The 23,725-nt window shown below is 60.1% G+C and carries 19 protein-coding genes; 11 read left to right on the top strand and 8 right to left on the bottom strand.

The window, feature by feature from the left end; genetic code table 11:
• Window positions 1-15: 15 nt before the first annotated feature.
• Both ACQZ5N_RS13450 and ACQZ5N_RS13455 read left to right on the top strand, forming a co-directional pair.
• A complete protein-coding gene (locus tag ACQZ5N_RS13450) occupies window positions 16-612 on the top strand; it encodes a TadE/TadG family type IV pilus assembly protein (RefSeq protein WP_448733154.1) in 597 nt (198 codons plus the stop codon).
• Complete coding sequence (locus ACQZ5N_RS13455; RefSeq protein WP_448733155.1) at window positions 609-1,202, top strand: TadE/TadG family type IV pilus assembly protein; 594 nt, start codon at window positions 609-611, stop codon at window positions 1,200-1,202. Before ACQZ5N_RS13450 ends, ACQZ5N_RS13455 begins: the two co-directional genes overlap by 4 nt.
• A 39-nt stretch (window positions 1,203-1,241) precedes the next feature.
• On the opposite strand, the gene ACQZ5N_RS13460 is transcribed toward ACQZ5N_RS13455, so the two are convergent.
• From ACQZ5N_RS13460 to ACQZ5N_RS13470, 3 genes are all read right to left on the bottom strand, one after another.
• Complete coding sequence (locus tag ACQZ5N_RS13460) at window positions 1,242-3,011, bottom strand: sulfite reductase subunit alpha (protein ID WP_448733156.1); 1,770 nt, start codon at window positions 3,009-3,011, stop codon at window positions 1,242-1,244.
• Window positions 3,008-8,509, bottom strand: a complete 5,502-nt coding sequence (locus ACQZ5N_RS13465) for a glutamate synthase-related protein (RefSeq protein ID WP_448733157.1) — start codon at window positions 8,507-8,509, stop codon at window positions 3,008-3,010. Before ACQZ5N_RS13465 ends, ACQZ5N_RS13460 begins: the two co-directional genes overlap by 4 nt.
• 406 nt (window positions 8,510-8,915) lie before the next feature.
• Window positions 8,916-10,244: an MFS transporter gene (locus ACQZ5N_RS13470; protein ID WP_196378199.1), complete on the bottom strand. Its 1,329-nt coding sequence runs from the start codon at window positions 10,242-10,244 to the stop codon at window positions 8,916-8,918.
• Window positions 10,245-10,493: 249 nt separating this feature from the next.
• Between ACQZ5N_RS13470 and cyoA the strand changes: the two genes are divergently transcribed.
• From cyoA to ACQZ5N_RS13515, 9 genes are all read left to right on the top strand, one after another.
• Window positions 10,494-11,624 (top strand): ubiquinol oxidase subunit II, encoded by a 1,131-nt coding sequence (gene cyoA / locus ACQZ5N_RS13475; RefSeq protein WP_080852864.1) that lies wholly within the window; start codon window positions 10,494-10,496, stop codon window positions 11,622-11,624.
• Between the two features lie 76 nt (window positions 11,625-11,700).
• Window positions 11,701-13,704 (top strand): cytochrome o ubiquinol oxidase subunit I, encoded by a 2,004-nt coding sequence (gene cyoB, locus ACQZ5N_RS13480; RefSeq protein WP_003524365.1) that lies wholly within the window; start codon window positions 11,701-11,703, stop codon window positions 13,702-13,704.
• Between the two features lie 6 nt (window positions 13,705-13,710).
• A complete protein-coding gene (cyoC, locus tag ACQZ5N_RS13485) occupies window positions 13,711-14,337 on the top strand; it encodes a cytochrome o ubiquinol oxidase subunit III (protein ID WP_003524364.1) in 627 nt (208 codons plus the stop codon).
• Window positions 14,337-14,732: a cytochrome o ubiquinol oxidase subunit IV gene (cyoD, locus tag ACQZ5N_RS13490; RefSeq protein ID WP_003514416.1), complete on the top strand. Its 396-nt coding sequence runs from the start codon at window positions 14,337-14,339 to the stop codon at window positions 14,730-14,732. Before cyoC ends, cyoD begins: the two co-directional genes overlap by 1 nt.
• Window positions 14,733-15,010: 278 nt before the next feature.
• Window positions 15,011-15,772 (top strand): SURF1 family protein, encoded by a 762-nt coding sequence (locus tag ACQZ5N_RS13495; protein ID WP_448733158.1) that lies wholly within the window; start codon window positions 15,011-15,013, stop codon window positions 15,770-15,772.
• A 113-nt stretch (window positions 15,773-15,885) separates the two neighbouring features.
• The gene (locus tag ACQZ5N_RS13500; RefSeq protein WP_448733159.1) at window positions 15,886-17,106 is read left to right on the top strand and encodes a phosphopentomutase; all 1,221 of its coding nucleotides are present in this window, start codon (window positions 15,886-15,888) and stop codon (window positions 17,104-17,106) included.
• Entirely contained in the window at window positions 17,103-18,080 is a 978-nt protein-coding gene (locus ACQZ5N_RS13505; protein ID WP_448733160.1) for an adenosine deaminase, read from the top strand. Before ACQZ5N_RS13500 ends, ACQZ5N_RS13505 begins: the two co-directional genes overlap by 4 nt.
• Window positions 18,081-18,174: 94 nt before the next feature.
• Window positions 18,175-18,804 (top strand): uracil phosphoribosyltransferase, encoded by a 630-nt coding sequence (upp, locus tag ACQZ5N_RS13510; RefSeq protein ID WP_003524359.1) that lies wholly within the window; start codon window positions 18,175-18,177, stop codon window positions 18,802-18,804.
• Between the two features lie 134 nt (window positions 18,805-18,938).
• Window positions 18,939-19,460, top strand: coding sequence for a TIGR02281 family clan AA aspartic protease (locus ACQZ5N_RS13515; protein WP_448733161.1), 522 nt, complete (start codon window positions 18,939-18,941; stop codon window positions 19,458-19,460).
• Here ACQZ5N_RS13515 and deoA read toward each other — a convergent pair.
• Genes deoA through ACQZ5N_RS13540 form a run of 5 tightly spaced genes read right to left on the bottom strand, consistent with a single transcriptional unit; the run spans window position 19,453 to window position 23,722 of the window.
• Window positions 19,453-20,769: a thymidine phosphorylase gene (deoA, locus tag ACQZ5N_RS13520; protein WP_448733162.1), complete on the bottom strand. Its 1,317-nt coding sequence runs from the start codon at window positions 20,767-20,769 to the stop codon at window positions 19,453-19,455. The genes ACQZ5N_RS13515 and deoA overlap by 8 nt on opposite strands.
• A complete protein-coding gene (deoC, locus tag ACQZ5N_RS13525; protein WP_003524355.1) occupies window positions 20,766-21,539 on the bottom strand; it encodes a deoxyribose-phosphate aldolase in 774 nt (257 codons plus the stop codon). The genes deoA and deoC overlap by 4 nt, the downstream gene beginning before the upstream one ends.
• 2 nt (window positions 21,540-21,541) lie before the next feature.
• Window positions 21,542-22,342, bottom strand: coding sequence for a purine-nucleoside phosphorylase (locus ACQZ5N_RS13530; protein ID WP_448733163.1), 801 nt, complete (start codon window positions 22,340-22,342; stop codon window positions 21,542-21,544).
• Window positions 22,342-22,731: a cytidine deaminase gene (locus tag ACQZ5N_RS13535; RefSeq protein WP_448733198.1), complete on the bottom strand. Its 390-nt coding sequence runs from the start codon at window positions 22,729-22,731 to the stop codon at window positions 22,342-22,344. Before ACQZ5N_RS13535 ends, ACQZ5N_RS13530 begins: the two co-directional genes overlap by 1 nt.
• Before the next feature lie 19 nt (window positions 22,732-22,750).
• Window positions 22,751-23,722, bottom strand: coding sequence for an ABC transporter permease (locus ACQZ5N_RS13540; RefSeq protein ID WP_448733164.1), 972 nt, complete (start codon window positions 23,720-23,722; stop codon window positions 22,751-22,753).
• Window positions 23,723-23,725: the final 3 nt, after the last annotated feature.

A 23,725-nucleotide genomic window follows, 5' to 3' on the forward strand; every position in this document is an offset into this window, starting at 1 on the left:
GATCGATATCGCCTCATGCGACTGGCCAGACTGAAGCCATTGCTGGAAAAATTCGGAGTCTCGCGCGACGGGACAGCGGCTATAGAATTCGCGATACTCGCGATCCCCTATTTCCTCGTCGTCTTTGCGATCATCGAGACCTTCATCGCCCTGATGGCGGAACAGGTCGTCGCCAATGCCACCGAGAATATGGCGCGGCGTCTGCGCACCGGCCAGATCAGCAGCTCGATTTCGAAAGAGGATTTCCGCAAGAGCTTCTGCAATGAAGTTTCGGTGATGATCACCTGCTCAGCGGATGAAATCCAGAAAGAACAGAAGCTCTATATCGACCTTCGCTCCTTTACCGCCTTCAAGGATATTCCGACCACGATACCGCTGAAGGCCTACGGCGAATATTACGATCTCGACATCACTCAATTCGGCTTCAAGCCGGGCGGGCCGGAAACCATCAACATGTTGCGTGTCTATTATCGCTGGCGTGTGGTTGCCGATATCATCCGGCCATACCTGACAAAAATACGTCCGGCCGATGGATCGATGCCCTCACATTTCCTCATCGTCGCGACAAATGCGTTCATGAACGAGAAATACATCACAGGCGGAGGCTCATGATGGCAGGGCTGATGTCCGTTGCGGCAAACGGCAAACGACGCCTGACGGCGCTCGTTTCACGCTTTGCCAAAGATCGCCGTGGCGTGGGCGCGGTGGAGTTCGCGATCCTCTTTCCGATATTGCTTGCGCTTTATCTGACCTCTTTCGAATTGACGATCGGATACAACACCTACAAGCGGGCAAGCAGCGCCGCAGCCTCCATCAACGATCTGATATCGAAAACAGGTTCCGTCGATAAAACCTATCTCGCGGGCATGCAGGACGTCGCAGCCGCCGTGTTTGCGCCCTACAGCACCAAGGGTCTGCAGCTGAAGATCAGCGGCATCAAGATCGACGCGCAAAAACAGGCGAAAATCACCTGGTCCTGGGACGAGAAAAATCTGAGACCCTATGCGGTGGGGTCACCGGTCGCCGTTCCGACGCGCCTGCTCGTGGAAAACAGCTTTCTCATCCACGTCGAACTTTCCATCCCGCATGAATTGCTGATGTTCATGCCCGATCTTGCCTCGTCCGGGGTGAAGTCGATCACGATCGGCCGGGAGTATTTCTTCAAGCAACGCGACGCCGAGACCGTCTGCACCAATTGCTGAACCAATCGGTGCGCCAGAACGGTCTCGTCATGGCAATCGTTAGTAGACGTCGCGAAGATAACGTTTTTCGCGTTTCAGCCGGTTCACATACTCGCTTGCCGCCTCGGCGGAGATGCCGGCCTCATCGCTGACGATGCCGTGCAGGGCATCGTCGACATCCTTCGCCATGCGGGTCGCGTCGCCGCAGACGTAAAAGTAACCGCCCTCTTCAAGCCATTGATAGAGCGCCTTGCCGTTCTGCCGCATGCGGGTCTGGACATAGATCTTCTCCACCTGATCCCGCGAGAAAGCGAGGTCGAGGCGGGTGAGCACACCATCGCGGCTCATGTCGCCAAGCTCGTTTTCATAGATGAAATCCGACTGCCGGTGCTGGTCGCCGAAAAACAGCCAGTTTTTACCGTTTGCGCCTCGGGCTTGCCGTTCCTGCAAAAAAGCCCGGAAGGGCGCGATGCCCGTGCCCGGTCCCACCATGATAACAGGCGCATCATTGTCCTGCGGCACACGAAACGCCTTGTTCGGCGAGACGAAAATCCCGGCACTCTGCCCGGCCTCCACGCGGTCGGCGAGATAGGTGGAGCACACGCCGCCACGCTCACGGCCCTCGGCGCGATAACGTACGCTGGCGATGGTCAGATGCACGCTGTTTTTTGCAACCAGAGGGCTGGAGGAAATGGAATAGGCGCGATGTTGCAGCGGCTTCAGGAATGTCACGAATTCAGCAACATCGAATAGCGGCTTTCCGCCGAGATTGATGAGGTCGAGAATATCCTTGCTCCAGAGAAAGGCGGCCAGTTGCTCCCTGTCTCCGTTTGCGAGAATGTGGCTGAGTTCGTCATGCCCCGCCCGCTTGCCGATTTCAGCGACGAGTTCGCGCGAGGGCGTCGATATCTCGACCATGTTGAGAAGCGCATCGCCGACCGGCCGGTCCAGCCCGGCGATTTGGCTGTCCGCAGCCGCCCCGAAGTGTTCCAGTAGCGCGCCGACCAGTTTCGGATCGTTCAGGGGCACGACGCCAAGAGCGTCACCCGCCTCATAGTCCAGGCCGCTTTCGCCGAGATCGAATTCGTAGTGGCGAATTTCCTTGGACGAGCCGGGACCGGACAGACGACGATTGACGCTTACCTCAGCGGAATAGGGATTTTTTCGGCTCCAGCCCTGTTTTGCCCGTACGGGCGGCTCGGCGATGTCGGGCATGGTGACAGATGCCGCGCTGCCGCCATCGACAGCAAGCGCGAGCGGCAGGGTCTCACCGATCCATGCGGCGGCAGCGTCCTCAAAGTCGATATCGCAGTCGATACGCGTCTTCATACGCTTGCCGCCGAGTTGTTCGAACCGCGTATCGATAAGCTTGCCCGCCTGGCAGAAGCCGTCATAGCCGGTATCGCCGAGCGCGAGGACGGCAAAATTCACCTCGTCCAGACGCGGCGCGCTGTCCGCGGCGAGCGCTTCCCAGAAAAGCTGGGCATTGTCAGGCATTTCACCTTCGCCATAGGTCGAAGTGACGACGATGACCCGTTTCATCGCGCCGAGACTGTCCATCGAGACATCATCGAGTGCCGTCACCACCGGCTGCATGCCCTGCGCGCGGGCGGCGGCGGCAATATCCATCGCCAGCGCCTCGGCATTACCCGTCTGGGTGCCGAAGAGAATATTCAGCACGCTGGCCGCCGCCCTGGGAGCAGCGGCGGCAACCGATGTCTCCAGGCCGATGGCGGCGCGGGAATGGAGCCCCGCCAGAAAACCGGAAAGCCATGCGCGCTGATCACCGTTGAAGGGCGCGTCTTCGGGAATATAAGGTATCTTCATCATGCTGCCCTGTGGCTGGATGCGGTGGCGAGGTCGGGGATGGCGCGGGCTGCGAAAAGCTCCTCGAAGCCCGGCAGGCGGCCGATCTTCTCGATGTTTTTCCGGTTCTGCTGAATGATCCAGCCATAGGTGCCGGGGCTGTCCACCGACCAGATGTTTCTGCGCGCCAGCGCCTGCTTGTAATCGTCGAGACGCTTGGCGGCGATCATCACCGCAAGCTGTTCATCGCTATGGTCCGAAAGCGCCTCGCGGGCATATCTCAGCAGCCGCTGCATCAGCGCATAGTCTTCCGTGAGGATGAGATTGCGCACGGCTTTTTCAATGGCCGGGTCGGAAGGACCTGACGCCATCGGCACCCGCTGCAGGGCGATGGCCTGCGCCATGCTCAACACGGTATAATTGTTGAGCAGCGCATACATTTCCTCGGTATCCGTCTCGCCATAACCCGGCACCGTTCCGTTCAGGACGGCCTTGCGGTCACGATAAGCGAGCTTGAACTTGCGCAGTTGATGAGCGGCAAGCGCGGATGCGAGTTCCTCCAGCAGTTCCTTGCGGGGCTTCGCCTTCAGAATCTCATCGCTGTCCTGATAAAGCAGCAGGGCGCGTGGCATGCCGTAAACGAAGTTATGCTGTTCGCTTTCCCAGTTTTCCAGAAGCCATGCCGCCTTGGCCGAGCCGGTCTCTGCGACATGCCAGGTCAGAAGCTGGTGGATGGCCTGATTATGAATTGCAGCCTGTTCATCCTCACCGGTGATCGCGCCGAGCAGGATGGAATCGTGGCTGACTTTCTTCGGCAGGTCGCCATAGGGATCATACTGGTAGACGAAACCGCCACTCATACCGTTGCCGAAACCCTTGCCGAAGCTGCCGAGATTCAGCACCGCGCCGTTGGTCATGTATTCGCAGGCGAAATCACCCACGCCTTCGACCACGGCGGTGGCGCCGGAGTTACGCACCGCGAAACGGTCACCCGCCTGCCCCTCCACGAAGGTGCGGCCGCCGGTGGCGCCGAACAGCGCGAAATTGCCGACAAGCACATTGCCGCCCGCCTCTTCCGAGCCGCCGCCGGGGGAGCGCACGACGATGGTGCCGCCGCAGGCGCTTTTGCCGACGCCGTCATTGCAGGTGCCGGTATGGACCATGACCATGCCGTCGTTGCAGAAAGCACCGAAGGACTGTCCGGCAGAACCGGACGTATCGATGCGCACCGAACCCGCCTCCAGGAACCGGCGACCGCGGCTGTCCCGCTTGACGGCCGGTAACGCATCCGCCTCTTCGTCGGAAAGTTCATGGTTCAGCATGCGTTCGATATCGACGGCAAGCTGACCGCCGACGCTCTTGTTGCAATTGTTGAGGAAACGATTGCCGCCAAGCTCGATATTCTCGCGCCGGCTGTCGACCAGGGCCGAGCGCACGAGTTCGATGAAGGCATCATCAAGCGCAAAGTCCTTTTCCATATAGACCGGGCTGTCGATCCTCACCTCTTCGACCACGGCGAGCATTGCCCGGAGGTCAAGCTGGCCGACGCTGGCCGGATGATCGAGGAGGTGAAGAAGATCGGAACGGCCGCGTGCTTCCCGCAGTGAGGCAACCCCAAGCCCGGCCAAAATCTCGCGCGTTTCATGGGCGATGTTCATGAGATATTGCGCCAGAGCGCGCGGATCGCCGTTGAAGGCCTCCTGATTGGTGGTGAGACCGGCCGGGCACTTGATGTTGCAGTTCTTGGCCATGACGCATTTCAGCATCATCAGCGCCGTCGTGCCGAATTCAAAGCTGTCGCCGCCGAGGAGTGCGGATTTCACCACGTCGCTCGCCGTCTGGTGCGCGCCGGAGCAGCGCAGCAGCACCTTGGCGCGCAGGCCGGTGGCGCAGAGCGCCTGATGTACTTCGGCAATGCCGATTTCCGCCGCGCGGCCGGTATATTTGAGGCTGGTGACGGCAGCTGCCCCCGTGCCGCCGGTATTGCCGGCGACATTGATGACATCCGCCCCCGCCTTGGCGACGCCGACCGCAATCGTGCCGATGCCTTCCGACGAGACCAGCTTGACGATGACGCGCACGCGCGCCGCCTTGGCGTCATGGATGAGCTGGGCCAGATCCTCGATGGAATAGGTATCGTGATGCGGCGGCGGCGAGACAAGCTCGACACCCGGCGTGCCGCCACGCGCGGCGGCGATTTCCACCGTCACCTTGGGAGACGGCAACTGCCCGCCCTCACCCGGCTTTGCGCCCTGACCGATCTTGATCTCGATCTCTTCCAGCATCGGATCGGCAAGATAACCGGCCCAGACGCCGAAGCGGCCGGAGGCGAACTGCTTGATGCGCGAGGCGCGGATGGTGCCATAACGGGAAATATGCTCACCGCCCTCGCCCGAATTCGACATGCCGCCGACCATGTTGGTGCCATGGGCAACCGCCTCATGGGCCGCAGCAACCAGCGCACCATGGCTCATGGCGCCCGATGCTAGGGTCCTGGTGATCTCGCTCGCCTTTTGAACGGCATCGAGCGGAATGCTTTCCGGCGCGGTGCGGATAAGCGAGAGATAAGCGGAGGCTTCGCCCTCCGCCTGAACCATGAGCGCGCCGCCTTCCAGCCAGTGGCCGGGAATATCCGCGCCGAAACGGTCGAGCAGCGATTGGCCGAGTGCGGCAAGCCGGGCAAGCTCATGACCGTGCGGGCCGGTCAATTGCAGCCGGAAAGCGCCGTCTCCCGCCTCTTCGCAGCGCAATCCGCGCACCATGAAGCTGTTATTGCCCTGCCGGGAAAAACGGCCCATTTCCCGGCGGAATTCTTCCGCGGAACCGGCGAAGGTCACATCGGCGGGCAATTCCAGAACATCGCGCAGGGCGGCCGGGCGGCGCGCCCTTTCTTCCGCCATCATGCGGGCGAAGGCGCGGTAACCGGGCGTTACCTCGAATCTGTCGATTGCGTCAGGGGTCAGCCGGTCAAAGCTGTTGTGATAATAGGCCGCATCGTTGAGACCGAAGGCATCTTCCAGCCGGTTAAGCGGCAGCAGGCGCAAAGCCTCCTCGTTTTCGGTTCCCTTGTCGAAACCGATCTTTTCCTCGGTCATATCCACGAAACCGCGAACAGCCGTCGTGCCATAGGAATGGCCGGCACCTTCCGCGCGCTCCTTGAAGAGACCGAGCAGGGGTATGTCGTTTTCGCCCTTCACGGACAGCGCCTTGCGGTGCCAGTCCGCCACGGCCTGCGCGATGACGGCGAAGTTGACGCCGCCAACCGGGGTCTTCACGTTGGGGAAATAGCGCTTCAGCACCGCATCGTCGGTATCGAGGAAATTCGGTTCGAAGAACTCGCCGCCGATGTAGCTTTCCGCCGTACACAGGCCCACCTTGCCCATGGTCTTCATCAGCGACTTTTCCGCCGCCTTGGCGAAACGCTTGAAGGCCTTGTCGGCATCGGCACCGAATTTCTCCTCGGCACGGAACTGCACACCGAGCGGATAGGCGGCCGAAGCGCCGAAGCCGAGGCTCGCCGCAATGTGATGCGAAGAGGAAAATTGCCCGCTTTCAACGATCAGCGACACACGCAGCCGCAGACCTTCCTCGATCAGCCGCTGATTGATGGCGGAGACGACCATGATCATCGGCAAGGCCGCACGGTTTGCCGAAACGTGCCGGTCGGTGATGATGGCGATGCCGCCTTCCTCAGCCGCAAAAGCCACAACCTCATCGCAGAGGCCATCGATTGCCTGCCGCAGGGCGGCTTCATTGGCCCCCGCAACATCGAAGACCGGCGAATAGAGCATTTCGAAACGGCGAAGGGGCGTCTCCGACTGCTCGCGGATGCGCAGCATATCGAGATGGGTCAGGATCGGGGAACGCACAACAATCTGGCGGGCCTTCTTCGCCCCGCTGTTCGGCTTCGCGCCGAGGGCGACACGCAACGTCATGCCGTCGGCCTCACGAATACTGTCGAGCGGTGGATTGGTGACCTGCGCGAAACGCTGTGAGAAATACTTCGCGACGCCGCCTTCCTGATCGGAAAGCGCATTGATGGCATTGCCGTAACCCATCGCCGAAATCTTTTCCGCGCCTGAGGCCAGCATCGGGTCCATCAGGAATTTGAAGCTTTCCTGATTATGCGAATAGGCGACATAACGCTGGTGCCGCTCCAGATCGCCATTGTAACGCAGCGGCGAACCCTGCTTTTCCGCCGGCACTTCCGGCAGATCCTCCAGCATGACACGGGCTTCGCGCAGCAGGGATGAATAATCGCGGCGCGAGGCGAGAAGCTCCAGCGCCTCGACGGTGGAAAAGGCGCGGCGTTCTGCATGGTCGTAATAAAGCATGCCGCCCGCCTCGATGCGGCCGCGGCGGATGACGCTTTCCGCCGGAAAGGCGATCTGCCCGGCCTCAGACATGACGCAGAGATAATCTTCCGTCTCGACGGTACGCAGCGGACGTAGGCCGAGGCGGTCAAGGCGCGCACCGATGATGGTGCCGTCGCCGAAGATCAGCGCGGCCGGGCCGTCATTCTTCTCCTCATAGAGCGAGAAATATTCCAGCATCGCCTTGACGTCGGGTGACAGGGTATCGTCGTTTTCCCAGGCTGGCGGCATCATCGAGACCACGGCGGTGACGAGGTCGAGACCGTCTTCCATCACCCGCGCCTGCAGGGTCTGGTCCAGACGGCAGCTGTCCGACTGGCCCTTCGGGCGGATGATGCTGGCATTCTTCGCCAGCGCCACGGCCGCTTCCGACAACCGGTTCTTCTTGTCGGTATTGAGTTCGCCATTATGCGCCATCAGGCGGAAGGGCTGTGCCATGGAGGGGTGCGGATCGGTATTGGTGGAGAACCGCGTGTGGAAATACATCGTATGCACTTCATGACGCGGATCGGTGAGGTCACAGAAATAGGGCATGACCTCATGGGAGTTGAGGCGGCCTTTCAGAACCTGCGTGCGGGCGCTGAGCGACAGCGGATAAAAGCCGGCGAGTTCCGGCACCGTATAGGCAAGCGCCTCGATGGCGAGCAGCGCCTTGTGGATGCGCCAATCAAATTCGGCGAGGGTTGCGCATTCGGCCGGAGCCGAAAAGACCCATTGGCGGATCGGCAACTGGTAAGGGATGGCGGCGGGACGGATGGCCGCGTCATTCACCGGCACATCGCGAACGAGCAGGATTAAAAAGCCCTGCTCTTTGAGGGCGTTTGCGATGATACCGACAGCCTCGCCGTGGAAAGCCGGATTTTGCGGCAGGAAAAAATTGCCGACGCCGAACCGGCCGGCCTGCAAGCCGGCCTCACCGGTCAATTCCCGAAAGAAGGAAAGCGACAAATCCAGCGACACGCCGGCACCATCGCCGACACCTTCCGCCGACATGCCGCCGCGATGCGGCACGGCACAGAGAGCCTCGTGCCCGCGCTTCAGCACATCATGCGTCTGCACGCCGTCCTTGCGGGTGATGAAACCGACACCACAGCTGCTTTTTTCAAAAGCCGCATCGTAAAGGCCGAATTTTTGCTCCGTCACGCTCAAGGCACTCTCCTCTCATTGCGCATTTCGCGCGGCATCGCCCTCTTTCCCGAAACCCGGCGCGTCAGCCGGCACTCTGCGGGCGGAGCCGCAGGCGACCTGGCTGCTCCTCATTCTTCTGTTTATCGGCGTTTAATGGCGCGAACGGTCGTTTTGCGGCCGTCAAACGGCTTGGCGGCAATGGCCGCTTTTTCGCAAATAATGATCGTCGTCGTTCGCATCGCGTTCCCTGATGGCCGGCTTTCCGGCGGTGAGATACACTTAATTACGTCAGTATTGCTTACATAATATTTCATGATCGACCGAGTCAAGATTAAAATCGACCCGGCGCAATAAAAAAACAAAAACGCCGCGAAATCCGACAGGATTCCGCGGCGCGATGGCTGCAGAGATTTTTAAATTGCCCGGATCACTCCGAAGGCATGTCCAGCGTGCGGCTGAACCAGAGGGCAATCAGCGTGCAGAGCGCACCCGACATCAGGTAAATGCCAACCGCGAAAAGGCCGAATTTGGACGAAAATCCGAGCGCGACGAGCGGCGCGAAACCGGCGCCGATCAGCCAGGAAATATCCGAGGTGAGCGATGCGCCGGTATAGCGGTACTCACGGCTGAAGCGGGAAGCAAGCGCGCCGCCCGCCTGGCCGAAGGACAGGCCAAGCAGCGAAAAGCCAATCAGCACAAAGAGATAACGGCCAATATCGCCGGAACCAAGAAGAACCGGCGCAACCAGACTGAAAAGGCCGATCAGCACCGCTGCGATGGCCAGAAGCTTCCGCCGGCCGATCCTGTCGGCCAGAATACCGGAGACCACGATCATTCCGCCGGCGATGATGGCGCTGACGAATTGCACGAACAGGAAGTCCGAGACGCGCTGGCTGGTGTTGAGCGAAACCCAGCTCAGTGGGAAGACCGTGACAAGATGAAAGAGCGCAAAGCTTGCCAGCGGCACGAATGCACCTGTGACCACCACCGGAAACTGCGAGCGCAGCATCTTGAACATGGGGCGCGGTTCCAGCTCGTGCTGTTCCAGCATGGCCTGGAATTCCGGCGTCACGATCATGCGCAGGCGGGCGAAGAGCGCGAGAACATTCAGCGCCAGCGCCACAAAGAACGGGAAACGCCAGCCCCAGGCGAGGAATTCCGCATTGGAAAGCTGCGTCACGAAGACGATGAAAAAGGCGCTGGCGAGACCGAAGCCCATGGCCGCACCGATCTGCGGCATCATGGCGTACCAGCCGCGCTGTTTCTGCGGTGCATTCATGGCGAGCAGCGAAACCAGACCGTCCCATGCGCCGCCAAGCCCAAGGCCCTGGCCGATGCGGAATACCGCCAGAAGACAGGGGGCAAGTATGCCCGCTTCCGCATAGGACGGAAGAAAGCTGATCGCCATGGTGGAACCACAGAGCGTGAAGAGAGCAGCCATCAGCTTCACGGCGCGCCCAAATTTGCGGTCGATCTGGAGGAAGATCAGCGAGCCGATCGGCCTTGCGATAAAGGCCAATGAGAAAACCGCGAAGGAATAAAGCGTCGCCGTCAGTGGATCGACGAAAGAAAAGAAGACGTGGGGGAAAACGAGCGCGGAAGCGATGGCATAGATGAAAAAGTCGAAGAATTCCGTCATTCTCGCAAGAATGACCGCAATCGTGATGCGATCCGGATCGACCTTAACGGGACCGGCCCCATTTCCGTTCGCCTCCGGCGCTTGCCCAAAGGATGGAGCAGCATTCGTATAACTCATAATATCCCTCCTGCGTCATGGACGAACCATTTCCTGTAACGCGCCGGCTCCTCTTCCGTTGCGTTACGATGCGACGGATTGTCACACGCACCCTACGTAACGTCAATTGAAGTTTGGCAATAAAGGGTTGCCCAGTCAGCCGACCATGCGATAATGCACGCGCTCCGTCCTTAAACGCAGCTCTGCCCGAGACATGGTGCATCGCGAAGGTTTCGCTGCACCGCGACAATATACCTCATTTGAAAAATGATGTTCGGCAATTATTCGCGGCATAATCCAAACTGTACGAGTTCAAAGAACGTGCGCACGATCAAAAAAATCCTATCCGCCCTTCTGGCAATCCCGGCTCTGCTGCTGCTCAGCGGCTGTAACCTCGTGGTGATGAACCCTTCGGGCGACGTCGCCATCCAGCAGCGCGATCTTATCATCACGTCCACGGTCTTGATGCTGCTGATCATCGTCCCCGTCATCGTCCTGACGCTTTTCTTCGCATGGAAGTATCGGGAATCGGCAAAGGCCGAGGATTACGATCCCGAGTGGCACCACTCCACGCGCCTTGAAATGGTGATCTGGTCGGCTCCGGTCGCCATCATCCTCATGCTCGGCACGGTTACCTGGATTTCCACTCACCGTCTCGACCCCTATCGCCCGCTGGAGCGTATCGACGAGAACCGCCAGGTGACCGCCGATGTCAAACCGATCACGGTGGAAGTGGTGGCCATGGACTGGAAGTGGCTGTTCTTCTATCCCGAACTCGGCATTGGCAGCGTCAATGAATTCGCCGCTCCGGTCGATGTTCCGATCAATTTCAAGATCACCGGCACGACGGCGATGAACTCTTTCTTCGTGCCCGCGCTCGCCGGCCAGATCTACGCCATGGGCGGCATGCAGACCAAGCTGCACGCCGTCATCAACAAGGAAGGCGTCTATGACGGCTTCTCGGCCAACTTCTCCGGCCCCGGCTTCTCCCACATGCGCTTCAAGTTCCATGGCCTCAGCCAGCAGGGCTTCGACCAGTGGGTTGCCAAGGCGAAAGAGGGCGGCAAGGGCTTCGGCCGTCAGGAATATCTGGAATTCGCCAAGCCTTCCGAGCGCGAGCCGGTACAATATTTCGCTTCGGTCGATCCCGAACTCTACAGCGCCATCCTCAACCGCTGCGTCGAGCCCAACAAGCTCTGCATGCGTGACATGATGCATATCGACGCCAATGGCGGCGGCGGCAAGGAAGGCATCGATATCGCCAAGGCGCTGAATTCCGTCGTCTGCACGCCGCTTGCGCCCTTTGGCGTCGCCAGCGGTCCCCAATCCACTCCGGCTGCGCTCGAAGGACAGACTTTCGAACCTGCGGCGCTGCCGGAAACGAAACAAGTCGCTGGCTGACGGATACGTCCCGGCATTATGCGGCGCGGCCAATGGCTGCGCCGATCTTATGTCTTAGAATCGCAAGAGGCTAAAAATGATCGTCAATTCCGATCAAACGTCGTTCCTGTTCGGGAAGCTGACATGGGAGTCCATCCCGCTTCACGAGCCCATTCTTGTCGCGACCTTCGCGGCGGTGGCTCTGGGCGGTATCGCCGTCGTCGGCGCCCTCACCTATTTCCGCCTCTGGGGCTATCTCTGGAATGAATGGTTCACGAGCATCGATCACAAGAAGATCGGTATCATGTACATCATTCTGGCGCTGGTCATGCTTTTGCGCGGTTTCGCCGACGCCATCATGATGCGCGTCCAGCAGGCGATCGCATCGGGCGGATCAGAAGGTTACCTTCCACCGCACCATTACGACCAGATCTTCACGGCCCACGGCGTCATCATGATCTTCTTCATGGCCATGCCGATGATCACGGGTCTGATGAACTTCGTCGTGCCGCTGCAGATCGGCGCACGCGACGTTTCCTTCCCCTTCCTCAACAACTTCTCCTTCTGGATGACCACGGCCGGCGCCGTCATCACCATGATCTCGCTGTTCATCGGTGAATATGCGCAGACCGGCTGGCTGGCCTATCCGCCGCTCTCCGGCATCGATGGAAGCCCGGGCGTCGGGGTCGATTATTATATCTGGGGTCTGCAGATCGCCGGTGTGGGAACGACACTCTCAGGCATCAACCTGATCGTAACGATCATCAAGATGCGCGCGCCTGGCATGACCATGATGCGCCTGCCGATCTTCGTCTGGACATCGCTGTGTTCGAACATCCTGATCGTGGCTTCCTTCCCGATCCTGACCGGCACGCTCGCCCTTCTCACCCTCGACCGTTACGTTGGCACAAACTTCTTCACCAACGATCTCGGCGGCAATCCGATGATGTATGTCAACCTCATCTGGATCTGGGGCCATCCCGAAGTCTACATTCTGGTGCTGCCGGCCTTCGGCGTCTTCTCGGAAATCGTCTCGACCTTCTCCAACAAGCGCCTTTTCGGTTACGCCTCGATGGTCTACGCCACGGGCGTCATCACCATCCTCGCCTATATCGTGTGGCTGCACCACTTCTTCACCATGGGTTCCGGCGCAAGCGTGAATGCCTTCTTCGGCATCACCACGATGATCATCTCGATCCCGACGGGCGCGAAGATCTTCAACTGGCTCTTCACCATGTATAAGGGCCGCATCAAGTTCGACGTTCCGATGCTCTGGACGATCGGCTTCATGATCACCTTCGTCATCGGCGGCATGACCGGCGTTCTCCTCGCCGTTCCGCCGGCGGACTTCGTGCTGCACAACTCGCTGTTCCTCATCGCCCACTTCCACAACACCATCATCGGTGGCGTCGTGTTCGGTGTGCTTGCGGGTATCGTCTACTGGTTCCCGAAGGCATTCGGATACCGGCTCGATCCGTTCTGGGGCAAGCTGTCCTTCTGGTTCTGGTTCATCGGCTTCTATTTCGCCTTCATGCCGCTTTACATTCTCGGCCTGATGGGCATCACCCGCCGTATCAGCCAGTTCGAGGATAATTCCCTGCAGATCTGGTTCGTGATCGCCGCCTTCGGCGCCTTCCTGATCGCGCTCGGTATCGCCTCCTTCGTCATCCAGCTCATCGTCAGCTTCCTGAAGCGCGACAAGCTGCGTGACGTGACCGGCGACCCCTATAACGGCCGTACGCTGGAATGGTCGACATCGTCGCCGCCGCCCGCCTACAACTTCGCCTTCACGCCCGTCATCCACGATGTCGACGCCTGGGCGGATATGAAGAAGCGCGGTTACAACCGTCCCAAGGAAGGCTTCATCCCGATCCATATGCCGAAGAACACCGGCGCGGGCGTGATCATCAGCGCCATCAGCGTGGTTCTCGGCTTCGCACTGGTGTGGCACATCTGGTGGCTTGCGGCTCTGTCGATGCTCGCCATCATCGCGGTCTCCATCGCCCATACCTTCAACTACAATCGCGATTATTACATTCCGGCTTCCGACGTTTCCACGGTCGAAGCGGAACGTACCAAGCTGCTCGCGGAACAGGCGTAACGGAACATGTCTCATACACCTGCACAAAGCGTCGACGGCGCTGAACCACCGGTCTTCTACCTGAAGGAAGACCATCACCCGGAGAACGGCACCTCGCTGGGCTTCTGGCTCTACCTGATGAGCGACTGCCTTATCTTCGCGACGCTGTTTGCCACCTATGCCGTTGTCGGCCGCAACTATGCGGCCGGCCCTTCCGGCGCCGACCTGTTCGACCTGAAGCTGGTGGCGATCAATACCGGCTTCCTGCTTTTCTCCTCCATCACCTATGGCTTCGCCATGCTGGAAATGGAAAAGCAGAAGGTAAAGGCCACGCTGGTCTGGCTGGGTGTGACCGGCCTTTTCGGCCTCGCCTTCCTCGCCGTGGAACTTTACGAGTTCCATCACCTGATCGCGGAAGGCGCGGGTCCGCAGCGTTCGGCGTTCCTGTCGGCCTTCTTCGCGCTGGTCGGCACGCACGGTCTGCACGTCACCTTCGGCATCATCTGGCTCGTCACGCTGATGTTCCAGGTCGCCAAGCACGGCCTGATCGCGGCAAACAAGCGCCGCCTGATGTGCCTGTCGATGTTCTGGCACTTCCTTGACGTCATCTGGATCGGCGTCTTCTCCTTCGTTTACCTCATGGGAGTTCTTTGATGAGTTCCGAAGCACACGCACATCACGACGCGCATGGCGACGACCATCATCACCATGATGGTGCGAGCCACGGCACGTTCAAGAGCTACATGATCGGCTTCGTCCTGTCGGTCATCCTGACGGCGATCCCCTTCTGGCTGGTCATGGGCGACGTTCTTGAAAACAAGACCCTGCTGGTCATCGCCATCATGGGTCTCGGCGTCATCCAGATCTTCGTGCACATGATCTACTTCCTGCACATGGACACCAAGTCCGAAGGCGGCTGGACCTTCATGGCGCTGATCTTCACCGTCGTGGTGCTCCTGATCACGCTCTCCGGCTCGCTCTGGGTCATGTACAACATGAACAAGAACATGATGCCGCTGCACATCGAGGATGTGAAAAACCTGCCCTGAGCAGCATAAATCAACGGCCTGCCGGGTTTCCGGCGGGCCGCCTTCACGCCAACACATAACCCCATGAATCCTGGTGCGATTTATGGGGTTATTTGCTGGAAGAAGCGCATGCGGATGCTAGAGTTTTTTCGCTTTTCTTCGAATCGCGAAAACACTCTAACTCTTTGTTTTGGCGCATTTCCGGACGGAAAACCGGGTTCCACTTTTCCTGGAAATGCTCTAGGAAACCCGCCAAAGCAGACCGGTTTCTGCCGGGCGCGCTTCGCAAGGACCGTGACATGAGCGAAACCACACCCCATAACCGGCGCATCCGCCCTGCGGCCATCGTCGTCCTGTTCCTGACCGTTGTTCTGACGGGTCTGCTGCTCGCGCTCGGCACATGGCAGGTCAAGCGCCTTTCCTGGAAACTCGATCTTATCGAGCGGGTCGAAGCCCGCGCCCATGCCGATCCCGTCGACGCCCCTGCCGCCAAAGAATGGCCGGTGCTCGGCGATCCGGCGGAATACGAATATCGCCGTGTGAAACTGTCCGGCACCTTCCTCAATGACAGGGAGGTTCAGGTCTATACGGTCACGGACCTCGGCCCCGGTTACTGGGTGATGACGCCGCTCAAGCGCGACGATGGCTCCAGCATCATCGTCAATCGCGGCTTCGTGCCGTCCGACAGGCGCGCCCCGTCCTCCCGCCAGGAAGGCGAACCGGCCGGAAACGTCGAGATCGTCGGGCTGATGCGCGCGCCCGAGACCGGCGGGCTTTTCCTGCGCACCAACGATCCGGCAAATGGCCGCTGGTATTCCCGCAACATCCCGCAAATCTCGCAGGCATCCGGCCTTTCCGATGTCGCGCCGTTTTATGTCGATGCCGATGCGACACCCAATCCGGGCGGCCTGCCGGTCGGCGGCAAGACCATGCTCACCTTCCCCAACAATCACCTCTCCTATGCCGTTACGTGGTATATTCTGGCGGCCATGGTGGTGGCTGCGGGCTGGTATGTCCTGCGCAACCTCAACGCCCCCAAACCGAAACGGGACGAGGACTAAGCAGCCGGTTTTACCGGATGGTTCATAAAAGCACTTCCTTCTTCACGTTTTGCTGATCTATAACGACAGTTCGGCCTGACATTGCCCGTCGGCGCATTTTGTTTCGGTGAGTTATGGCAAGAGCATTTCTTCTCGTTCTGGATTCCTTTGGCGTCGGCGGCGCACCCGACGCGGAGCGTTATGGCGATCTTGGCGCAAACACGCTCGGCCATATCGCGGAATTCTGTGCAGCGGGCGCTGCCGATAAAGCGGGGCTTCGCTCCGGTCCGCTGAAATTGCCGAACATGTGTTCGCTCGGCCTGCTGGAGATTGCGCGGCAGGCAAGCGGCGGCATTCCCGCCGGCATGGAACCGCCCGAGCGCATTTTCGGCCTGCACGGTTCCGCCAGCGAAATCTCAAAAGGCAAGGATACCCCGTCCGGCCACTGGGAGATCGCCGGTACGCCCGTCACCTTCGACTGGGGATATTTCCCGACGGAAGGCGATGCGTTTTCGCCGGAACTGGTGGAAGCGATCTGCAGGCAAGCCGATATTCCGGGCATTCTCGGCAATTGCCATGCTTCCGGCACCGAGATCATCGCGCAGTTTGGCGAAGAGCATATCAGGAGCGGAAAGCCGATCTGCTACACCTCATCCGATTCCGTTTTCCAGATCGCCGCGCACGAAACGCATTTCGGTCTGGAGCGCCTCATCGCGCTCTGCGAGACGGTACGCAAGCTGCTCGATCCGCTGAATATCGGCCGTGTCATCGCCCGCCCCTTCATCGGCGAGACGGTCGCGACCTTCGAACGCACCGGCAACCGTCGCGATTTCTCCGTTCTGCCACCGGAACCGACCCTGCTCGACAGACTTGTGGAAGCCGGCCGAAAAGTGCACGCCATCGGCAAGATCGGCGATATCTACGCCCATCAGGGTGTGACGCGCGTCATCAAGGCAAATGGCAACAGCGCCCTGATGGATGCGACGTTGCAGGCTATCGACGAGGCTGAAAACGGCGATCTCGTCTTCACCAATTTCGTCGATTTCGACATGCTTTACGGCCATCGCCGCGACGTTGCCGGTTACGCCGCCGCCCTTGAGGCCTTCGATGCGCGAATCCCCGAAATCCATCGCAAGATGGCGCCGGGCGATATCGCCCTTCTGACCGCCGATCACGGTTGCGACCCCACCTGGCGGGGTACGGACCATACACGGGAAAGGGTGCCGATCATGGCATTCGGACCGGGCATTCGCTCGCGCGATGTCGGCATCCGTTCAAGCTACGCCGATATCGGCGAAAGCATCGCCCACCATCTTGGCATCGAGGCCGGTTCTCACGGCAGGAGCTTCATTTGACATCGCATTTGCTGAAAGCGGAAATTCACTGCCACATCGAAGGTGCGGCCCCGCCCGGCCTCGTCGCTAAACAGGCGGAGAAATATGGCATCGACACCAGCGGTTTTCTGCGGGACGGCCAATATGTCTGGTCGGATTTCGCCGAATTCATCCGTTGTTACGATGCGGTGGCGCAGGTGTTCAAGACGGATGAGGACTATGCCATCCTGACTGAAACCTATCTGACCGAACTTGCCGAAGCCAATACCATCTATAGCGAGCTGATCATTTCGCCCGATCACGGCGACCGCATCGGGCTCGGTGCCGACGCCTATCTGGCCGGCATTGCCGAAGGCATCCGCATCGCAAGGGAAAAGACGGGGATCGAAACCCGCATCATCGTCACCGGTGAGCGCCACTTCGGCCCGGAGCGGGTAATCGCCGCGGCCGAATATGCGGCACGCGCCCAACATCCGCTGGTGACGGGCTTCAACATGGCCGGCGAAGAGCGCATGGGCCGGGTTGCAGACTATGCCCGCGCCTTCGACATTGCCCGCGATGCGGGCCTCGGGCTGACCATCCATGCCGGTGAAGTTTGCGGGCCGGAAAGCGTTGCCGATGCGCTCGATCTCGTCAAACCGTCCCGCATCGGGCATGGCGTGCGGGCCATCGAAGATGCCGGTCTTATCGCCCGGCTGGCCGAGGCGGGAACGGTTCTGGAAGTCTGCCCCGGCTCGAATATTGCACTCAACGTCTATCCCGATTTTGCCAGCCACCCGCTGAAAGCTCTCAGCGACGCCGGGGTGCGTGTCTGCATCAGTTCCGACGACCCGCCGTTCTTCTTCACGTCGCTTGCACGGGAATATGCGCTGGCTGCGGACGAGTTCGGCTTCAGCGATGCAGAGATCGACCGTATGACGCGGACCGCACTGGAATGCGCCTTCGTGGACGAGGAAACACGCGCGCGACTGCTTGCGAAACTCGACGGCGCCTGACGCTGCGGTTCGCGGGGTAAAACCGCGAAGAAGGCTTGCGAAAAACGCACTTTCGGTGAATTACAGGGCATAAGATAAAAGGAAGGCCAGTTTCATGGACGGCGTCACAGTCATCGAACATCCGCTGGTGCGGCACAAACTCACCATCATGCGCAAGAAGGAAACTTCCACGGCCGGCTTCCGCCGCCTGCTCAGGGAAATTTCGACGCTGCTCTGCTATGAAGTGACGCGCGACCTTGAGATGACGATGGAAACCATCGATACGCCGCTCGAAACCATCGAGGCCCCCGTGCTCGAAGGCAAGAAGCTGGTTTTCGCCTCCATCCTGCGCGCCGGCAACGGCCTGCTGGAAGGCATGCTCGAGCTCGTGCCTTCGGCGCGTGTTTCCCATATCGGCGTTTATCGCGATCATGACACGCTGGAAGCTGTCGAATATTACTTCAAAGCCCCGGAAAGCCTCGATGCGCGCCTTATCATCGTTGTCGATCCGATGCTCGCAACCGGCAATTCCTCCATCGCCGCCGTGGAAAAGCTGAAGGAGCGTGGTGCCAAGAACATCCGCTTCCTGTGTCTGCTGGCAGCGCCCGAGGGCATCAAGAATTTCCGCGAAGCGCATCCCGATGTGCATATCTACACTGCCGCCATCGACAGCCATCTGAACGAGAAGGGTTATATCGTTCCCGGTCTCGGCGATGCCGGCGACCGCATGTACGGCACCAAATAACGCCGTTCATCATCGCTTAACCGTTTGAGCCATTCGCCGCCCGAGAAGCGGCGAATGGCTTTTTCTTTTAAGATTTCAGCATGTTTTGCGTCTATTCTCGGCAAGGATAACCCTGCCCTTTGAGGAGCAACGACTTGCTGGCGCGTGCGATTTTCCTGCTTGTTGGTCTTTCGGTCGGTGCCACGCAAATTCCGGCGCTGGTGGAAAAATTTCAGCCGCGCCCGGAAGCAAGCATTGAGAAAGCGGAAGCCAGACCCGAAGCAGCCAAACCGGAGTCCGTCTCCCTTGGCGGTGTCAATCTGAAAGCGGATGCCCGCGGCCACTTCAACGCCACCTTCCGCATCAACGGCAAATCCTTCGACGGACTTGTCGATACCGGCGCTTCCATGGTCGCCATCAACGAGACGATTGCGCGCCGTCTCGGTTACGGCGTCAACAGCCTCGATTTTAAGTATGCGATTTCAACGGCCAATGGCCAGACCATGGCCGCCTATGTGAAACTCGACCGGGTGGAGATCGGCGCTATCCGGGTTCAGAATGTCGACGCCATGGTGCTGAAAGACAATGCGCTCGGCAACATGCTGATCGGCATGAGCTTCCTCAAACAACTATCGTCCTTCAAGGTATCGGGCGGCGAGATGCGGCTGGTCAGGTGATCCGCTCAAGAACCGGCGCATCGATCTTCGGCGCGCTGTCAGCAATTCCGTAGCAGCCAGCTATCCTTTTCACGGCGCGTTCCGCTTCGTCCCTGGAAGCAGCATGAACGGTGGCGATCCGCGCGCCCTTTTCCACTTTGACACCGAGCGGCAGAATATCCGAGATACCTACGGAAGGATCGATCGTGTCCGATGGCTTTTTTCTACCGCCGCCGAGTTCGACGACAACCATGCCAAGATCGCGGGTGGCGCAGGAGGCGAGCAAACCGCTGCGCTCCGCCAGAACCGGAAGAATGACCGGCGCAGACGGCAGATAACGGGAAGGATGCTCAACGAAATCCGATGGACCGCCCAGTGCCGAAACCATCCGTGCAAAGATTTCCAGCGCCCGGCCGGAGGACAGCGCAGCCGACGCCAGCGCCTCTCCTTCCTCCAGCGTGGCCGCCTTTTGCGCCTGCACCAGCATTTCCGCCGCAAAGGACAGGACCACTTTTTCAAGACGGGTGCCGGCCTTGCGACCGGCCAGAAAATCCAGACAATTGACGATTTCGACCGCATTGCCAGCGGCATCGCCAAGCGGCTGGTTCATATCGGTTATCAGCGCCGTTGTCGGCAGCCCTGCACCATTCGCCACATCGACCAGCGCTCGGGCCAGATTGCGGGCATCCTCGACGCTCTGCATGAAAGCACCGTTGCCGACCTTCACATCCAGAACCAGCGTCTGCAGCCCGGCCGCAAGCTTTTTCGACAGGATGGAGGCCGTGATCAGCGGTATGGAATCGACCGTCGCGGTCACATCGCGAATGGCATAAAGCCGTTTATCAGCGGGGGCGAGATCGCCCGTCTGGCCGATGATGGCGCAGCCGACCGTCTTTACCGTCCGGCGAAACAACGCCTCGTCCGGCATGACGTTGTAACAGGGGATCGCTTCCAGCTTGTCCAGCGTGCCGCCGGTATGGCCAAGGCCCCTGCCGGAAATCATCGGCACGGCGAGACCACAGGCGGCAACGATCGGGGCGAGCATCAGGGAGACATTATCGCCAACACCGCCGGTGGAGTGCTTGTCCGCCACCGGCCTGCCGAGATCACTCCAGGACAGGACCTCACCGCTGTCGCGCATCGCGAGCGTCAGCGCCACCATCTCATCCCGGCTCATGCCGCGAAAGAACACCGCCATGGCAAAGGCAGCCGCCTGGCCTTCCGAGATGCCGTCTTTCGAAAGCGCCTCTATGAAAGTGGCAATCTCGCGAGGCTCAAGTGACAGGCCATCGCGTTTGCGGCGGATGATTTCCTGCGGGATCAAGCTCAATACCCGCTGGCGGCCTTGGCGGGCTCACCGCCGGCCAGCACGTTCAGCACATCATCGAGAACACCCGAAGCGCCGAAACGGAAGGTGGACGGCATGGCCCAGTTGGGCGCCATGATGGTTTCCGCAAGCCTGAGGTAAAGCGTGGCGTCTTCCACCGTGCCGATGCCGCCGGCGGGCTTGAAGCCCACTTTCTGCCGGCTGTCGCGGATCGCCTGCAACATGATGTCGGCTGCTTCCAGCGTGGCATTGATGGCGACCTTGCCGGTTGAGGTCTTGATGAAATCGGCCCCTTCGGCAATGGCGAGTTCGGATGCGCGACGGATCAGCGCCTTGTCCTTCAACTCGCCGGTTTCAAGAATGACCTTGAGCAGCACGGGTGCAACGCAGGCCTTGCGAACGGCGGCCACCATGGTGGACACCGCCGTTTCATCGCCGGCTATGAATTTGCGATAGGGAATGACTAGATCGATTTCGTCAGCGCCGTCGCGGATCGCCGCCTCGGTTTCGGCAACCACGGTCGCGATGTCCAGATCGCCCGAAGGAAAATTGACGACCGTGGCGATGCGGATAGCATGGTCTTTTCCGAAAGCAGCACGGGCCTGCGCCACGAAGCGCGGCCAGATGCAGATGGCTGCCGTATTGCCATATTCCGTATGCGCCCGCTGGCACAGAGCGGCGATCTGCTCTGGCGTGCAGTCTTCCTTGAGATTGGTCAGGTCCAGCAAGGACAGGGTGAGGGCAGCCGCTTCGCGCGGACGCTGGAGTTCCATGGTCACGCTCCTCCTGCGATCATTTCCTTCAGAATGGCGGCAAGCCTCTTGCCACCCACGGGAGCCATATCCTTGGTTTCTTCATGGCTCAGTTCCGCGCCGGTCATGCCGGCACCGTAATTGGTAATAACCGATGCGGCGGCAACGCGCATCCCGAAAAAGCGCGCAAGGATGACTTCCGGCACGGTGGACATGCCAACTGCATCCGCCCCCAGCAGCCGCGCCATGCGGATTTCCGCCGGCGTTTCGAAGCTCGGGCCGGAAAACCACATATAGACGCCGCCGAACAAAGGCACCGTGGCGCGGATGGCGGCGTTGCGCATGGCAAGCATCAGATCGGGATCGTAAGCGGTGGTCATGCCGACGAAGCGGCGGTCGCTTTCCTCGCCGATCAGCGGGTTCATGCCGGAATAGTTGATGTGATCGGTGATCTGCATGACCGAGCCGGGCGGCATATCCTGCCTGACCGAACCTGCCGAATTGGTGAGGATGAGCGACTGCACGCCGAGACCGGCCAGCGCCCCGATGATCGCGCGCATGGCGGACGGATCGCCCTTTTCGTAATAATGCACCCGGCCGGAGAGCATCATGACCGGCTCACCATCAAGATAGCCCGCCACCAGCTCGCCCGCATGGCCGGAAACGCCGCTTGCGGGAAAACCGGGAAGTTCGGCATAGGGCACCCGGATCGGGTCGCTGACGTCTTCCACCAGCGAACCGAGGCCCGAACCGAGGACGATGGCGACGCGCGGCATCAGGCCGTTCAGGCGCTCCACCAGAATATCGATCAGCATATCCGGCATCAGGGCAGCTCTGTTTTGAAGCTGAACGGCAAAAGCTCTTCCATGGTCATGACCTTCTGCACGCCGGTTTCGTCGCAGAGATAGACTTTCGTCTCCGGCGTGGCGAATTCGGCGATCTTCTGCCGGCAGCCGCCACAGGGTGGGCAAAGAGCAAGCTTTTCGGCGATGACCGCGATTTCGCTGATCTTCTTCGCCCCACCCATGATCATGGCGCTGATGGCGGAAGGTTCAGCGCACCAGCCCTGCGGGAAGGAGAGGTTCTCGATATTGGCGCCCTTGTAAATCTTGCCGTCTTCGGCGCGGATCGCCGCACCGACCGGAAATTTCGAATAGGGCGCATGGGCAAAGGTCATGGCCTCCACCGCTGCCTCGAACAGGGCATGGGACATCGGGTCTCGGGACATGGATTTAACGCTCCTTCGCATAGGCAACGCCACCGGCCTTGGGGGGCTTGGCGACGCCGATGAAACCGGCAAGCAGGATGCAGGTCAGAATATAGGGCATGGCCTGGAAAATCTGCACCGGCACCTCGCCGATGCCGGGCACGGATTTACCCTGCATGAAGTTGGCGAAGGCATCCAGAAAACCGAAGAGCAGGCAGGCGAACATGACCGGCACCGGCTTCCATTTCGCGAAGATCAGCGCCGCGAGCGCGATATAGCCCTTGCCGGCCGACATGTTGGCGATGAAGGCCGCCGACTGCGCAACGGCGAGATAGGCGCCCGAAAAACCGCAGAGGAAGCCGGCGACGATGACGGCGCGGAAACGCATCCATGTCACCGAAATGCCTGCCGTATCCACCGCGCCCGGATTTTCACCGACGGCGCGCAGACGCAGGCCGAAACGGGTGCGGTAAAGCACCCACCAGGAGAGCGGCACCGCCAGAAAGGCGAGATAGGTGAGGATATTGTTGCCGGAAATGACATTGGCATAAAGCGGGCCGATGAAGGGCACCTCGCGCATCGCATCCGCACCCGGCAGAATGGTCGGCGCAAAACGGCCCTCTGCCGGCAATTGCGGCGTGCGGCCGCCCTGCCCGAACCAGGCTTGCCCCAGAACCACCGTCAGGCCGGCGGCGATGAAGTTCAGCGCCACGCCCGACACGATCTGATTGCCGCGATTGGTGATGACGGCGAAACCATGGATCAACGAGAAGAGGATGGAGACGGTGATGCCCGCCAGCAGACCGGCCCATGGGTCCGCTGTGAGATAAGCGACGCAGGCGGAAGCGAAGGCCGCCGCCAGCATCTTGCCTTCAAGGCCGATATCGAACACGCCTGCGCGTTCGGAAAAGAGCCCGGCAAGCGCGGTAAAGAGAAGCGGGATGGTGAGACGGACGGTCGAGCCGAGGATGCTGACCAGCATATCGAAGAAATCCATATC

The sequence above is a fragment of the Agrobacterium sp. 22-221-1 genome (assembly GCF_053522445.1).